Origin of the sequence: Halomonas sp. DP5N14-9 (assembly GCF_019802175.1) — a bacterium.
GTDB lineage: Bacteria > Pseudomonadota > Gammaproteobacteria > Pseudomonadales > Halomonadaceae > Halomonas > Halomonas litopenaei.
In genome coordinates this window covers 16,070-30,332 of the sequence record NZ_JAHVHR010000001.1, presented here as the reverse complement: position 1 = coordinate 30,332, position 14,263 = coordinate 16,070, and the positions used below count along the sequence as shown (strand labels likewise).

The 14,263-nt window shown below is 61.0% G+C and carries 12 protein-coding genes and 1 pseudogene; 7 read left to right on the top strand and 6 right to left on the bottom strand.

The window, feature by feature from the left end; translation table 11 throughout:
* Window positions 1-13: 13 nt before the first annotated feature.
* The gene (locus tag KUW00_RS00150; RefSeq protein WP_035414173.1) at window positions 14-541 is read right to left on the bottom strand and encodes a DsbE family thiol:disulfide interchange protein; all 528 of its coding nucleotides are present in this window, start codon (window positions 539-541) and stop codon (window positions 14-16) included.
* Between the two features lie 253 nt (window positions 542-794).
* Between KUW00_RS00150 and KUW00_RS00145 the strand changes: the two are divergent.
* From KUW00_RS00145 to KUW00_RS00135, 3 genes and pseudogenes are all read left to right on the top strand, one after another.
* Window positions 795-3,194: pseudogene (locus KUW00_RS00145) on the top strand (heavy metal translocating P-type ATPase).
* A gap of 38 nt (window positions 3,195-3,232) precedes the next feature.
* Entirely contained in the window at window positions 3,233-4,885 is a 1,653-nt protein-coding gene (locus KUW00_RS00140; RefSeq protein ID WP_035470148.1) for a multicopper oxidase family protein, read from the top strand.
* A 55-nt stretch (window positions 4,886-4,940) separates the two neighbouring features.
* A complete protein-coding gene (locus tag KUW00_RS00135; RefSeq protein WP_261391910.1) occupies window positions 4,941-5,573 on the top strand; it encodes a class I SAM-dependent methyltransferase in 633 nt (210 codons plus the stop codon).
* Here the strand turns inward: KUW00_RS00135 and KUW00_RS00130 are convergent, their stop codons facing one another.
* Together KUW00_RS00130 and KUW00_RS00125 are read right to left on the bottom strand one after the other, a co-directional pair.
* On the bottom strand, window positions 5,574-5,795 hold the full coding sequence (locus KUW00_RS00130; protein ID WP_108131996.1) for a hypothetical protein: 222 nt from the start codon (window positions 5,793-5,795) through the stop codon (window positions 5,574-5,576).
* A gap of 193 nt (window positions 5,796-5,988) precedes the next feature.
* Window positions 5,989-6,885, bottom strand: a complete 897-nt coding sequence (locus KUW00_RS00125) for a cation transporter (RefSeq protein ID WP_035414185.1) — start codon at window positions 6,883-6,885, stop codon at window positions 5,989-5,991.
* A 97-nt stretch (window positions 6,886-6,982) separates the two neighbouring features.
* Between KUW00_RS00125 and cadR the strand changes: the two genes are divergently transcribed.
* Complete coding sequence (gene cadR, locus KUW00_RS00120) at window positions 6,983-7,390, top strand: Cd(II)/Pb(II)-responsive transcriptional regulator (protein WP_035414187.1); 408 nt, start codon at window positions 6,983-6,985, stop codon at window positions 7,388-7,390.
* A gap of 32 nt (window positions 7,391-7,422) precedes the next feature.
* Here cadR and KUW00_RS00115 read toward each other — a convergent pair whose 3' ends face one another.
* Both KUW00_RS00115 and KUW00_RS00110 read right to left on the bottom strand, forming a co-directional pair.
* Complete coding sequence (locus KUW00_RS00115) at window positions 7,423-8,676, bottom strand: IS256 family transposase (RefSeq protein WP_222567963.1); 1,254 nt, start codon at window positions 8,674-8,676, stop codon at window positions 7,423-7,425.
* 243 nt (window positions 8,677-8,919) lie between these two features.
* A complete protein-coding gene (locus KUW00_RS00110; protein WP_051895595.1) occupies window positions 8,920-10,302 on the bottom strand; it encodes a DegQ family serine endoprotease in 1,383 nt (460 codons plus the stop codon).
* 206 nt (window positions 10,303-10,508) lie between these two features.
* Between KUW00_RS00110 and KUW00_RS00105 the strand changes: the two genes are divergently transcribed.
* The 3 genes from KUW00_RS00105 (at window position 10,509) to KUW00_RS00095 (ending at window position 13,421) form a co-directional block, all read left to right on the top strand.
* Window positions 10,509-11,423 (top strand): cation diffusion facilitator family transporter, encoded by a 915-nt coding sequence (locus KUW00_RS00105; protein WP_035470160.1) that lies wholly within the window; start codon window positions 10,509-10,511, stop codon window positions 11,421-11,423.
* 139 nt (window positions 11,424-11,562) lie between these two features.
* A complete protein-coding gene (locus KUW00_RS00100; RefSeq protein WP_231498567.1) occupies window positions 11,563-12,201 on the top strand; it encodes a DsbA family protein in 639 nt (212 codons plus the stop codon).
* Window positions 12,198-13,421, top strand: coding sequence for a M23 family metallopeptidase (locus KUW00_RS00095; protein WP_197037084.1), 1,224 nt, complete (start codon window positions 12,198-12,200; stop codon window positions 13,419-13,421). Before KUW00_RS00100 ends, KUW00_RS00095 begins: the two co-directional genes overlap by 4 nt.
* A 306-nt stretch (window positions 13,422-13,727) precedes the next feature.
* Here the strand turns inward: KUW00_RS00095 and KUW00_RS00090 are convergent, their stop codons facing one another.
* Window positions 13,728-14,186 carry a MerR family transcriptional regulator gene (locus KUW00_RS00090; RefSeq protein ID WP_035470166.1) on the bottom strand — a complete coding sequence of 153 codons (459 nt, stop codon included), beginning with the start codon at window positions 14,184-14,186 and terminating at the stop codon, window positions 13,728-13,730.
* Window positions 14,187-14,263 lie beyond the last annotated feature (77 nt).

Below are 14,263 nucleotides of genomic sequence, written 5' to 3'. Positions count from 1 at the left end.
CACGCTCGATGACTCATTGCTGCCATTTTTCTATCTCCTGAATAACTTTCTCAACATCCTCGGGAGTGATATAGCCCGTATGCTTATAGCGGATAATGCCCTCGGTATCGACGAGGAAAGTCTCTGGCACACCATAGACACCTAGCTCGAACCCAAGATCGCCATCCGGATCAAAAATATTGACTTCGAAAGGTCGTCCAAAATGGTCAAGAAACTCCAGCCCCTTGGCACGGGTGTCCTTGTAGTTGATGCCAATCAAGCGCACACCACGTTCGGCCAGTGTCAGCAACTGGGGCATCTCTTCCTTACAGGTTGGACACCACTCCGCCCAGACATTGACCAGCGTGACCTCACCCTTGAGGAGGGACTCGTCAACACGGCGTGAGGGGGCTTCCAGAGTTGTCAGGGTAAAGGGTGGGAAATGCTTGGCCAGTAGAGCCGAATCGCGAGCGAAAGGATTCATTTCCAAACCACGATAGAGGAAGAACCCCAGTCCCAGGAAAACCAACAGAGGAATAAGCAGTAACAGTCGCCGTTTCACGTATGCGTCTCACAGGATGTCAGCTGTCATGGTTCATGTATTCCGAGCCCAGACGAGTTTTGCCAGGATCGGCAGGAGCGTGATGCCACTGATCAGAATCAACGCGACCGCGAGGCCGTGGGAGTCGGTAGCTATGAGTATCTCCCCGAACATGACGATCAACTACGCCGTCGGAAGTACGCCAGCCAGCGTGGCAATCAAGAAACGCCACCGACCACGCAACAGAAACCTTTTGTACAATGGAGGGTTCTTCATGGAAAAAGACCCCGTTTGTGGCATGAGCGTCGATCCCGCCTCGACGGAGAGCGTCGAGCATCGCGGTGAGCGTTACTATTTCTGTAGCAAGCAGTGCGACGAGCACTTTCGCGAGGATCCAGGCGCCGTGCTTGCCGCCACCTCGGCGGCTGCGTCGAAGCCCAGTGGCAAGGCCAATTATTTCTGCCCCATGTGTTCTGGCGTAGAGAGCGAGGAGCCGGGGGAGTGTCCCAAGTGCGGCATGGCGCTGGAACCCGTCAAGCCGCAACCGTCGTCGAGGGTCCAGTATACCTGCCCCATGCATCCGGAGGTGCGGCAGGATGAGCCCGGCGACTGCCCCAAGTGTGGCATGGCACTCGAGCTCACCCGCGTTTCCGGAGAGGAACGCAGCTTCGAGTTTCTCGAGATGTTCCGACGCTTCTGGGTGGGCGGCCTGCTGACGCTGCCGGTGTTGTTCGTCGCCATGGGCAGCGTGCTGCCCGGTATCGGCCCTTGGGTGGATGAGGTGCTGCCCGCCGGCAGTGGTCACTGGATCGAACTGATCTTTGCCACGCCCGTGGTGCTATGGGCCGGATGGCCATTCTTCCTGCGTGGTTGGAAGTCCCTCGTCACACGCAACCTCAGCATGTTCACGCTGATCGCCCTCGGTGTGGGGGCGGCCTATGGCTACAGTGTCGTCGCCACGCTCGCCCCTGGGATATTCCCGGCCACTTTCCGTGACGCCGATGGCTCGGTCGGCGTGTATTTCGAGGCGGCGGCGGTGATCGTCGTGCTGATCCTGCTCGGTCAAGTGATCGAGGCCCGCGCCCGCGAGAAGACCGGCAGTGCGCTGCGCGCGATCCTCGATCTCGCGCCGCCGACCGCACGACGCATCGATGCCGAGGGCAATGACGAGGAGGTCTCGCTCGACGAGCTGTGTACCGGTGACCGTCTACGGGTACGCCCCGGTGACAAGGTGCCGGTCGATGGCGAGGTGCTCGAAGGCCACAGCACGCTGGACGAATCGATGGTGACCGGGGAGTCCCTTCCCGTCGAGAAGCGCGAGGGCGACACGGTCATCGGCGGCACCGTGAGTGGTCAGGGCAGCTTCGTCATGCGCGCCGACAAGGTCGGCGAGGACACGGTGCTTTCGCAGATCGCGGAAATGGTGGCCGAAGCGCAGCGTTCGCAGCCGCCCGTTCAGCGGCTTGCCGATGTGGTCGCCGGCTATTTCGTCCCCGCGGTGGTTATCGTGGCGATCCTGGCATTTATTGCCTGAGGGATCTGGGGGCCACCGCCGGCGATGGCCTACGCGGTGATCGCCGCGGTATCGGTGCTGATCATCGCGTGTCCCTGTGCGCTCGGCTTGGCGACGCCGATGTCGATCCAGGTTGGGGTCGGTCGCGGGGCCCGGGCGGGCGTGTTGATCAAGAATGCCGAGGCACTGGAACGTTTCGAGAAAGTCGACACCCTGGTCGTCGACAAGACCGGCACCCTCACAGAGGGTAAACCCCGGGTCGTATCCCTCAAGCCCGTTTCCGGCAGTGATGAAGCGCAGTTGCTGCAACTTGCCGGCAGCCTCGAGCGAGGCAGCGAACATCCGTTGGCCGAGGCCATTGTCAGTGCTGCGCAAGAGCATCATGTCGAGCTGAGCGATGCCAGCGATTTCGAGGCGGTGACCGGCATGGGGGTCACCGGTCGGGTCGAAGGACGCGAGCTTGCGCTTGGCAATGCCCGGCTGCTCGAAACACGTGGTGTGGAGGCGCGGGAATGGACGCAGCGTGCCGAGACGCTGCAAGCCGAAGGGCAAACCGTGATGTTCCTGGTGGCCGATGATCAGGTCATGGGACTCATCGGTGTCGCGGACCCGATCAAGGAAACCACCGCACAGGCGATCCGGACGCTCAAAGAGGATGGCCTGCGCCTGGTTATGCTCACCGGCGACAACCGTACCACCGCCGAAGCCGTGGCGCGCCAACTTGGTATCGACTAAATTGAAGCGGACGTACTGCCGGAAGATAAAGGGCGTATCGTGCGCGAGCATCGCGAGGCCGGGCGCGTGGTCGCCATGGCCGGCGACGGCGTCAATGACGCCCCCGCCCTGGCCGAGGCTGACCTCGGTATCGCCATGGGCACGGGGACCGATGTCGCCATCCAGAGCGCGGGGGTGACTCTGGTGAGAGGGGATCTCTCCGGCATTGTTCGCTCCCGCCATCTCAGTCGCTGGGTGATGCGCAATATCCGCCAGAACCTGTTTTTCGCCTTCGTCTACAACAGCCTGGGGGTGCCTCTGGCCGCCGGGGCGCTGTTTCCGTTCACCGGCTGGCTGCTCAGTCCCATCTACGCCGCCGCCGCGATGAGCCTGAGCTCGGTCTCGGTCATCGCCAACGCACTGCGGCTACGCGCCGCCAAGCTATGAGCCGGGGCCGCCGACAACCATAGAGGAGGGGGAGCATCATGGCTTATGTCGACCTGCAGCGACGTAGCGTATTGCGCCGCATCGGCGGTGTGGCGGCGTTGTCGACCCTGGTGGGGGCCGGGGTATGGACCGGGAGATATCGCCCCGCTCTGCGGGCGGCGTCCGCGTCAACGGCCATGGAGGGGCCCTTCGACGTCGACCTGCGTGTGCGAGCCCGTCCCGACAAGGTGGCTATCCTGCCCGGTGCGCCGAGCGACGTCTGGCGCTACACGGCCGAGCGAATCGTCGGGCCTGAAGATACCCTGACGCCCGTGGGTGAGAGTTATACGGGGCCATTGATTCGCCTGCGTCGTGGTCAGCGCTTGCGGGTACGCATCGACAACGATCTCCCCGAAGACACCACCGTGCATTGGCATGGTCTGCACGTACCACCGGACGTGGATGGTCAACCGCGCCTGCCGATCGCGCCAGCGACGAGCATGGCGGTCGCCTTCGATGTCGTGGATCGTGCCGGTCTGTACTGGTACCACCCCCATCCTCACGGCCCCGATGGTGGCCGGGTTGGCTTTCAGAGTTACGCCGGCCTTGCCGGTCCACTGATCATCAACGACGACGCCGAGCGTGCCTTGGAGCTCCCCGACGGAGAGCGGGAACTGGTCCTCATCCTGCAGGATCGCACCTTTAGCAATGGCAATGAGCTTCAGTACATCGACGATGGTGGCATGGGGGCGATGATGACCCGCATGCAGGGCTTTCGCGGGGAGCGGGTACTGGTGAACGGCCACCCGGACGCGCGACGCGAGGTGTCCACGCAGCCATATCGATTGCGCCTGCTCAACGGCTCCAACTCGCGCATCTACAAGCTGGCCTGGAGCGATGGCCGGGCGGTGACCGTCATCGGCACCGACGGTGGCCTGCTCGCCAAGCCCGAGCGGCGCCGCTCGGTCACACTGGCGCCGGCCCAACGGATCGATCTGTGGGTCGATTTTGGCGACACCGAGCCGGGAGAGTCCGTACAGCTGGTGAGCGAGGAGTACCAACTCGGCATGATGGGCGAGCGAATGGGCGACATGATGGACCGGGGCATGATGGGCGATCGAATGGGCGGCATGATGGATCGAGGGATGATGGGTGATCGAATGGGCGAGATGATGGATCGAGGCATGATGCGCGACATGATGGGAAGCGAGCGGCTCTCGCTAGTTACCTTCGCCGTCGTCGCACGGGCGAACGATGCGGAAACCCTGCCGGAACGCTTGGCTCAAGACCTGCCGGCCTCCCCGGTTCAGGCCGATACGCCAGTACGCCGCTTCGAGCTGGGCATGCGCATGATGCAGGGGTTCACGATCAACGGCCGGCAGATGGAGGGCGCGACGGTGGCAGATGACGAGATCGTCCGGCTGGCGCAGACGGAGATCTGGGAGTTCGTCAACAACACCATGATGCCGCACCCCATGCACGTTCATGGACTGCAATTCCTGGTTCAGGAGCGGATATCGGCGGGCGGCAAGACGGACCTGCACGATGGGATCATCGACGCGGGATTGCATGACACGGTGCTGGTGTTCCCGGAGGAACGGGTGCGCATCGCTCTGACCTTCAAGGACTTCGAGGGGTTCTACATGTACCACTGCCACACCATGGAGCATGAGGATGCCGGTATGATGCGCTACTTCAAGGTGGTGGCATAACGAACCGGTCTGGTTTCGATCACACCGTATTTCGATCACCTGGCAACCACACGGGATGACGATACAGATGTCCTTCTACGAGAATCGTGTTCTGCCGCATTTCCTCCACCTGGCGTGTGGCAACACGGTGGTCGATCGTCAGCGGGCGGCCGTGGTGCCGCAAGCCCGGGGCCGTGTTCTGGAGGTGGGTATGGGGTCCGGGCTCAATATTCCCCACTACGATCCGGACCGGGTCGAGCTGGTCTGGGGGCTCGAGCCTTCCGAAGGCATGCGACGCAAGGCCCGCCACAACGTCGCCAGCGCACAGTTCGAGGTGCGCTGGCTGGACCTGCCGGGCGAGGAGGTCCCTCTCGACGACAACAGTGTCGATACCGTGGTGCTCACCTACACCCTGTGCACGATTCCGGACTGGCACCGGGCGTTGGAGCAGATGCGTCGCGTGCTCAAGCCGGGTGGCCAACTGCTGTTCTGCGAACACGGCACGGCGCCCGACGAAGCCGTACGCCAGTGGCAGCGCCGTATCAATCCCCTGTGGCGCAGAGTGGCGGGGGGCTGCCATCTCAACCGCGACATACCCGAGCTTATCGGGCACGCAGGCTTCGGTATCCAGCGGATGGAGACGGGCTATCTTTCGAAGGTCCCGAGGTTCGCTGGCTTCAATTTCTGGGGGGGTGCTGTTCCCCGCTGATCAAGCTCGCGTGTAATGAGGCGATTCCCCGAACAACTGGCCATCCACTTCGATGGCGGTGCCATCCACGAACACTGGCACATAGCTCAGGGTCTTGACCTGATAGTCCAGGATCGGCGGCGCCAAGTGCCTTGCCCAGTAGCGAGCGATGCTCTGGAGCGCGTCGAGGTGGACCGTCCCCATGCGTACCAGGTATTTGCCGAGGCGGCCTCTCGCCGGCACGGTCTCGATGCCCAGCAGCTTCGCCGTGACCGGATCCTGACGAAAGGCGTCCAGATCGGACGCGCGCCATTGCCCGTGGCGAGGGAGGCCACCAGGCTCCAGAGTGTCTTCGCAACACTGGCGTCGTGCTTGAGGTGACTTTGCTAGGTGAACTGGCTCAGCAGGCCACTGAATAGCTATTAATAGACATTATTTAACCCTTGAGCGCCAGAATGCGCCTGGCACCGTTGAGCACAATGACCCCCGCGATGGTGCCGATAATCAGATCCGGATAATTGGTTCCGGTCCACGCGACCAAGGCGCCGGCGGTGATGACCCCCAGGTTGATCACCACGTCATTGGCCGAGAATATCCAGCTTGCCTTCATGTGCGCCCCGCCCTCTCGATGTTTGGATATCAGCAGCAGACAACTGGTATTGGCAATCAATGCGACGAATGCAATCGCCATCATCATCAGCGATTCAGGCTCGCTACCGAATACAAAGCGCCTGACCACCTCTGCGAGTACGCCAACCGCCAGAATCAGTTGGAGCACACCTGCAAGATGCGCGGCACGCACCTGCATTTTTACGCTATGCCCAACCGCATACAGGGCGAGCCCGTACACGGCCGCATCGGCAAAATTGTCCAGGGATTCTCCAATCAGGCCGGTGGAGTGCGCGATCAGGCCGGCCGTCATTTCCACCACGAACAGGACCGCATTGATACCGAGCAACCAACGCAGGGTGCCGGACTCCTGCGCGGCAGAGGCCGACGTGTCACCGACCGCCTTGATCGACTCAGGATCGGCAGCGGCCGTTTCCTGAAGCGAGGCTCCTAGCCCCAAGGTTGTCAGTTTTGCGGTGATGGGCTCGACCTCGCCGTCATGCACGACCTCTAATCGGCGGTTCGACAAGTCGAAGGACAGCACCCGAATCTCCTCAAAGCCGTTCAGGGCAAGGCGAATCATTCGCTCTTCCGATGGACAGTCCATCTTCGGCACGGCATAAACGCTGACCCATTTCCCCGATGCTTCGGAGGAGCGACGCATATCGGTATCCGCTATGGGCGTCGCATCGCCGCCACAGGGGGCTCCACAGGTTTTGCTCATGATACGACTCCACTTGAATATTATCGGGCTATCATTTAAAACCATATAGTCACTATAAGGTCAACAGAGCGGAGAGAATCCGTTGAGGAGGAGCTTGGTGCGTATTGGTCAGTTGGCAGAGTTGGTAGGGGTCGATACACAGACGATCCGCTTCTATGAACGACAGGGCCTGTTACCGTCGCCTGATCGGCAGGAGAACGGTTACCGTGTCTATACCGAGGAACATGGTGAGCGGCTGGCTTTCATTTGTCGCTGCAGAATCCTGGACCTGTCGCTAGCAGAGATTCACGAGCTACAGAGGTATCAGGACGACCCTCACCAACCTTGTGCCGCCGTGAACGCTTTGCTCGATGATCACATCTCTCACGTGCGCTCGCAGATAACCGCTCTACAGGCGCTTGAGAAACAACTCGTTTCACTGAGAGCGAGTTGCAACGATGGCCGGGAAGTTGAGGCGTGTGGGGTTCTTGCTGGAATTAGCGAGGGAAGCATGCACCAACAGTAGGTTGAGTTATCGTCAAATCTGGTGGATGGCGGTCAGGCCGCATTCCTGTCTGATTGATCGGCTACCTGCTCCCCGTCCTGGAACTTGACGTTGCTGACGACCAGCTCCAACTTCTGGAAGTGCTTAATCCGCCTCCAGCGTTTCTGGGCGGTCTGGAGCAGTTTGAAGACCATCGCCAGGGTCGTATCCCGGGAGCCGCAGTTCCGGCTGCGCTTCGTCCTTAGACGGACCGTGGCGAAGGTCGACTCGATCGGGTTGGTAGTGCGGATGTGCACCCAGTGCTCTGCCGGGAAGTCGTAGAACGCCAGCAGTTCATCCCGATCCTTGGCCAGGCATTCCATCGCCTGGGGGTACTTGGCGCCAAAGCGCTTCAGCGTGCGGTCGAAGGCCTGATGGGCTGCCTCGCGCGTCTCAGCCATCCAGATCTCGTGAAGGTCGGCCTTGACCTTGGGCTGCACCGACTTGGGCAGCTTGTTCAGCACATTGGCAGTCTTGTGAACCCAGCAACGCTGGTGCGCCGTGGCTGGATATATCTTGCTCAGTGCCTTCCAGAAGCCCAGCGCACCGTCGCCGATCGCCAGCTTGGGGGATTCCGTCAGGCCACGCTCTTGCAGGCCCGTGAGCAGCTCTTTCCAGCTGGCTTCCGACTCGCGATGGCCATCCTCGACGGCAACCAGTTCCTTGCGGCCATGTGCCGTGACGCCAACGATCACCAGCAAACACAGGCGGTCATCCAGACGCACGTTGCTGTAGACGCCATCGGCCCACCAGTAGACGTAGCGGCGGTCCGCCAGGTCCCGCTGACACCAGGCCTTGTGTTCGTCGAGCCACTGGGCCTTCAATCGCGAGACCGTATTGGCCGACAGGCCCTTCGCCTGGTCACCCAGCAGAGCCGACAGAGCCTCCTGATAATCGCCGGTGGAGATGCCCTTGAGATAGAGCCAGGGAATCAGCTCCTCGACGCTGCGGGCCCGCTTCAGGTAGGGCGGCAACAGGGTGCTGTTGAAGCAGGCCTTGCCGCCACTCCGGTCCCGCACCTTGGGCACCTTGACGGTGACGTCACCGATGCCGGTCTGCACGGTGCGCTCCGGCAAATAGCCATTGCGCACCACAGCTTGCCGACCGTCCTCCAGGGTCGTGTTGGCATACTGGGCCAGGAAGGTAGCCAGCTCGGCCTCTACGGCTTTGGCGATCAGGTCTCGGGCCCCTTGGCGCAGCAACTCGTGCAACGGGTCGGCGACCTCGGGTTCTGGCTGCGATAGGGCTCGGAGGGTAGAATCGGTCATGGCGTATCCACTCGTGTTGATTGAGATCTTGGTCGTGATCAATCAACAGGATACGCCACCCTTCCGACCTCCTCCCGTACACCAGAAATCACCATAGCTCCAGTAGGTTGACGCATCAACCATTAAATCCGGATACCCTCCCCAGCCGTGCATTAGAATGTACGAGAGTCTGAAGAAACGCCCCAGCGATCCTGTTCGCCAGGGCGCCGCTGTGCTGATGTATTGAACGCTACTCAGTCGCGGTTAGTCACCATTGCCCACTCGCAGGGCCACGAAGTAGGTGCGGCCTTCGCGGTTGAGCAGAACAGGCACCGCTTGATCATCTGGCAGGCGGGTCAGCATCTCCTTCAGCTGTTCCGGACTCTCTACCGGCTGCTGGCCCAGTCTGACCAGCACATCGCCGGGGCGAATGCCGACGGCAGCGGCATGTCCGGCGGGGGCCACCTTGACGATGCGCACCCCGTGATCGATGCCAAGCCGACGCTTCTCCATGTCGTTCAACGGCTGAACCGCGATGCCCAGTCGAACCGGGTCGCCATCGGATTGACCGGGGCCGGCATCCGGCCACTCGCCAACTTCCACCGTGATGGTCTCCTGCTGACCATCGCGCAACACGGAGAGATCAACGTCTTCGCCGGGGGCCGTCTCACCGATCAGGCGCGGCAGCGTGGTGGAGTGGTCCACTTCCTGGCCGTTCACCTCAAGGATGACATCACCGGCCTTGAGGCCGCCTTCTGTCCCAGGGCTGCCGGGCTCGACCTGGGCAATCAAGGCACCCTCGGCCTGCTCCATGCCGAAGGACTCCGCCAGGTCCTTGGATACCGGCTGGATGCTGACGCCCAGCCAGCCGCGGCTCACGTACCCCTCTTCACGGAGCTGGTTGGCCACATCCAGTGCCACATCAATGGGAATGGCGAAGGAGAGGCCCATGTAGCCTCCACTACGGGTCAGGATCTGGGAATTAATGCCCACGACCTCACCGTCGAGGTTAAACAGTGGTCCGCCCGAGTTGCCCGGGTTGATCGCCACATCGGTCTGGATGAAGGGAACGTAGACGTCTTGGGGCAGGGTGCGGTTGATGGCACTGATGATCCCGGACGTCACCGAGTGGTCGAAGCCGAAGGGTGAGCCTATGGCGGCGACCCACTGGCCGACCTGGAGGTTGTCGGAGTTGCCCAGTTGCAGGGTGGGTAGGTTATCCGCCTCGACCTTGAGGACCGCCACATCGGTCTTCTCGTCGGCCCCCACCAGCTCGGCCGAGAGTTCGCGACGGTCGTTGAGGCGCACCAGAATCTTGTCGGCCTCCTTGACCACGTGCGCGTTGGTCATGATGTAGCCGTCTTGATCGAAGATGAAGCCCGACCCCAGTGACCGACGCGGCTCTTCATTGCGATTGGGCGCACCGCCAGGTGGCATCGGGAAGCGGTCGTCGAAGAAGTCACGGAGGATCTCCGGCACCTCCTGCCCCCCAAATTGCCGTGAGGACGTCATGGACCTCTCGACCTTGCGGGAGGTGGAGATGTTGACCACGGCCGGCGCGGCCTCGTCGACCAGTTCCGTGAAGTCCGGCAGCTGTGGCTCGGCGAGGGCTGGCGTTGCCACCATCAGCAGTAAAGCTAAGCTCATCAGCCAGGCGTGCGAGTAAGGCTTGGGTATCACAATGGGCTCCTTCCGGGGGCATGGAACATGGTAGCCAACTTGGTACAGTGCCCACTATGCAAAGTTCCGTACTCCTAACCCCGGCTCGGCCTTCAACAGAGTTCGGGCTTGAAGCTTGAGTTGCTATAGGTTTTATACTGCTGGGTCATCAGGTGACACCACAAGGATGACGCATGGGACATCATCACGATCATCCCCATCTTGCCCCCACCTCTGGTGACCGTCGGGTGAGTATCGCCATCTGGGCCAACGGGATATTGACCCTTGCCCAGATCGTTGGGGGCATTCTGGCGGGAAGCCTCTCGCTGATCGCGGATGCGCTGCACAATTTTTCCGACATGGCTGCGCTTGTCATTGCGTTTGCTGCCCGCAAGATCGCGAGACGACCGCCCGACTCACAGATGACGTTTGGCTATGGCCGAATCGAGGTTGTCGCAGCGCTGATCAACTACACCACCCTCATTATCGTTGGCATTTATCTAATTTACGAAGGCTTCATGCGCATGATCAACCCGCCAGAGATTCAGGGCTGGATAGTCGTTATCATTGGCATTGTCGCTCTTCTTGTCGATGCGCTAACGGCCTTGCTCACCTGGTCGATGCAAAAACATAGCGTCAATATCCGCGCCCTCTTCCTGCACAACCTGTCTGATGCCTTTGCGTCCATCGCCGTGATCATCGGGGGCTCACTGATTCTGCTGTATGACATGCGTTGGGTAGACCCCGCGATTACGATCGGTATTGCACTCTATATTCTCTATCTTGCCTTTACGGAGATAGGTACCCCTATCCGGACACTGATGCTGGGCTCGCCACCCGATGTCGATGGTCAATCCGTCATTGATCTCCTGCGCAGCGTCGAAGGGGTTGAGGATGTGCATCATGTTCACCTATGGCAAATGCAGGAGAATACCGCCGCGCTTGACTGCCACGTGGTGACGACGGAAGCCGGCTGGCAGCAGCTCGAGGCGATCAAGGCGGATATCAAAGCTCAGCTGAAAGCGCGCTTTGGCATTGGCCACTCCAGCTTGGAATTCGAGCATATTGATTATGCACATCAGGATGCCAACCTTTATGGGCATGGATAACACGCCACTATTCGCCGACTTAGGCACCCAACAGCGGCTGAGCTCCACTCAGCAGTATCCTGAGCTTTTTTAAACCTAACTCTTTGAAATTGAGAGAAAAATGTACAAAAAGGCGACGTTTATCCTGGCCGGAGCGTTGATGCTGACGGCCATCATCGTGATCGTGTCGAGGCCCTCGTTGTTGGGCATGGGCGCCGAGACGGCGAGCCGAGAGGGTGCACAGGCCGAGAATTCGCTGGTGCGCGCGCACTCGCCGGTCCTAGGATCGGAAGAGGCACCGGTGACGGTCGTGGAGTTCTTCGACCCGGCCTGTGAGGCCTGCCGTGCCTTCTATCCGCTGACCAAACGCATCCTGGAAGCCTACCCCGAGAAGGTGCGGCTGGTGGTGCGCTACACCCCCTTCCACGGAGACGTATCCGAAACCGCCATTCGCGTGCTCGAAGTGGCCAGGCGCCAGGATGCCTTCCAACCGGTGCTGGAGGCGCTGCTGGCTCGGCAGAGCCAGTGGGCGGCTCATGGCAGTGTCGATGAGGAAGCGATCATGGAGATCGCCAGCGAGGCCGGACTGAACAGAGCCACAGCCGAAGAGCAGCTCAATTCACCAGAGGTACAGGCGGTCTTCGACCAGGACAAGGCTGACGTCGAGGCCAACCAGATCAGCAAGACGCCGACCTTCTTCGTCAATGGCGAGCTGTTGGACCCCTTCGGCATGCAGGAGCTGGTCGACGCCGTTAACCGTGAGGTAGCCGAGGTCTCCGGCGAAGGGGATGCATCATGACACGACGCTGGTTGCTAGCGGGACTGATGGTCCTGAGCCCCGTGTTGGCTGAAGCCCGTTGGCAAGAGCGTGCCGGATTATCACCGGCCAAGCCGGTATCGGCCAGGGCACAAGGTCGCGTCGCCCAAGAGCTCACTGTGGCACCAGGGGATACCCTGGACGCACTGCTGCAGCAGCTTGGCGTGGATGCCGAGATGCGCACCCAAGCGGCGACCTCGCTGGCGAACAGGTTCGACCCGAGACGATTGCTGCCCGGAGATCGTATCACTTTCACCTCTATGGCGACGGGACAGCCGGTGTCGGTGGCCATCGAGCGTGACTCGGGTATTCAGTACGTCGTCACCCTGGGTGAGCGTCCGTCGACGCGCATTGTCCAGCCTCGCCTCGACACCCTGACCTTGGGTCGTGAAGTAGATGTCAAGACGTCACTCTATGCCGCCTTGGAGGCTGAGGAGATACCCAGGCGTTTCGCAGCAGAGCTTGACATGCTGCTGGGCGGACTCATGGACACACGCCGTGATATCGCGGGGGGCGAGCGCCTGCAATTACTGTGGGAAGAAGATCGCCGTGAGGATGGCACTCGAGTCGGGCCTCCCCGTCTGACCTATATGAGGTTGGTTGACCAGGGGGAGCGGCTGGAGGTGCTGTGGCCGGCGGACCAGAGAACCACCGTGATGCTATTTAAAAATGGTAGCCTCTTGGACTCCTTGCAGATTCCGGTTCTCGGCGCACGCCTGACATCTCCCTTCGGCAACCGGCGCCATCCCGTATCCGGAGAGGTCCGACGTCATGACGGTATCGATCTTGCCGCGCCTCGCGGCACCCCGGTCATGGCCACCGCACGGGGGCGCATTTCCTTCATCGGTCGCCGGGGAGGTTATGGTCGTGTCGTCGAGATAGAGCACGAGACGGGCACCATCAGTCGCTATACGCACCTCAGCCGGTTCGTCGCCAGGCTGGCGGTCGGGGACTCCATCAAGGCCGGCGAAAAACTGGGTGAGGTAGGGGCCTCCGGACTCGCCACGGGGCCCAACCTGCACTACGAGGTGAGAGTGGATGACCGCCCCGTGGATCCTCTCGAGGAAGGGCAACTCATCCTTCTGAGTGAGTCACCCACACGCCAGGAGTATCGCAGCGCACTTTTCGAGGCTCGGACACGTCTGCAAAAAAACATTGGAACGTCCGCTGCTCCCGATCTGGCCGCATTGGACAATCGATAAGCCACCAGGCGGGCTTGCGATGCAACCCGCCTCGGTGGGCACGATCTGCCTATCGTCATGAGACCCTACCGCCTCAGCGGCAATCGCTTCACCCGGGAAGGGGTTATGGAAGGTATCTCGACAGTCACGCTGGGTTTTTAGGCAGCCTCACCGCCGGCGTGATGGTGTATGTCATTGGCCATGAGATCACTCCCGAGACCATCGCAGCGGTCACCAGAACAAGGCGACCCTGGGAGTCTCAATGGAGCATGGTGATCATGCTGCTCCTGAATGTCTCAACTAGGGCACGCTGGGACGCGCAGGAGGTTACCCAAAGTCGTGAGCGCCTTTGTGGGCTGTCTCACTGATACACAGCTGGTGATCACTCAGCACCTCGATGATCCGGCAGCTTTCGACTTTCCCCCCATCACACTGGCTCACCATCCGCCTGAGCTCGTCACGCAGTGCCGAGAGCCGCTGCAGACGTGACTCCACTTCCTCCAGGTGATGCTTGGCAACGGCATCGACCTCCTGACAGGACATGTCGGGCTGGTCGGACATCGCCAGTAGCTCACGTACCGCATCCACCGAGAAGCCGAAGTCCCGGGCATGGCGAATGAAGGTCAGCCGTCTGACGGCGCGCTCGTCGTAGCGACGCTGACCCCCTTCAGTCCGTAAGGTGTTTTCCAGCAGCTCGATGCGCTCATAGTAACGCACCGTTTCAGGCTGGCAGCCGGTACGGCGAGCCAACTCCCCGATACCGATGGCATGGCTAATCTCCGGCATCCTGATGCTCCTCTTGCATGACTTGAACCTGTAGTTGCTACAGGGATTATGCTTCCGGACAAGATTAAGACATTCGG

Bases quoted from the DNA above. Each gene is read 5' to 3' on its own strand.
- KUW00_RS00140 (WP_035470148.1), top strand. From the start codon at position 3,233: ATGGCTTATGTCGACCTGCAGCGACGTAGCGTATTGCGCCGCATCGGC.
- KUW00_RS00115 (WP_222567963.1), bottom strand. From the start codon at position 8,676: ATGACCGATTCTACCCTCCGAGCCCTATCGCAGCCAGAACCCGAGGTC.
- KUW00_RS00095 (WP_197037084.1), top strand. From the start codon at position 12,198: ATGACACGACGCTGGTTGCTAGCGGGACTGATGGTCCTGAGCCCCGTG.
- KUW00_RS00105 (WP_035470160.1), top strand. From the start codon at position 10,509: ATGGGACATCATCACGATCATCCCCATCTTGCCCCCACCTCTGGTGAC.
- KUW00_RS00125 (WP_035414185.1), bottom strand. From the start codon at position 6,885: ATGAGCAAAACCTGTGGAGCCCCCTGTGGCGGCGATGCGACGCCCATA.
- KUW00_RS00110 (WP_051895595.1), bottom strand. From the start codon at position 10,302: ATGAGCTTAGCTTTACTGCTGATGGTGGCAACGCCAGCCCTCGCCGAG.
- KUW00_RS00090 (WP_035470166.1), bottom strand. From the start codon at position 14,186: ATGCCGGAGATTAGCCATGCCATCGGTATCGGGGAGTTGGCTCGCCGT.
- KUW00_RS00100 (WP_231498567.1), top strand. From the start codon at position 11,563: ATGCTGACGGCCATCATCGTGATCGTGTCGAGGCCCTCGTTGTTGGGC.
- KUW00_RS00135 (WP_261391910.1), top strand. From the start codon at position 4,941: ATGACGATACAGATGTCCTTCTACGAGAATCGTGTTCTGCCGCATTTC.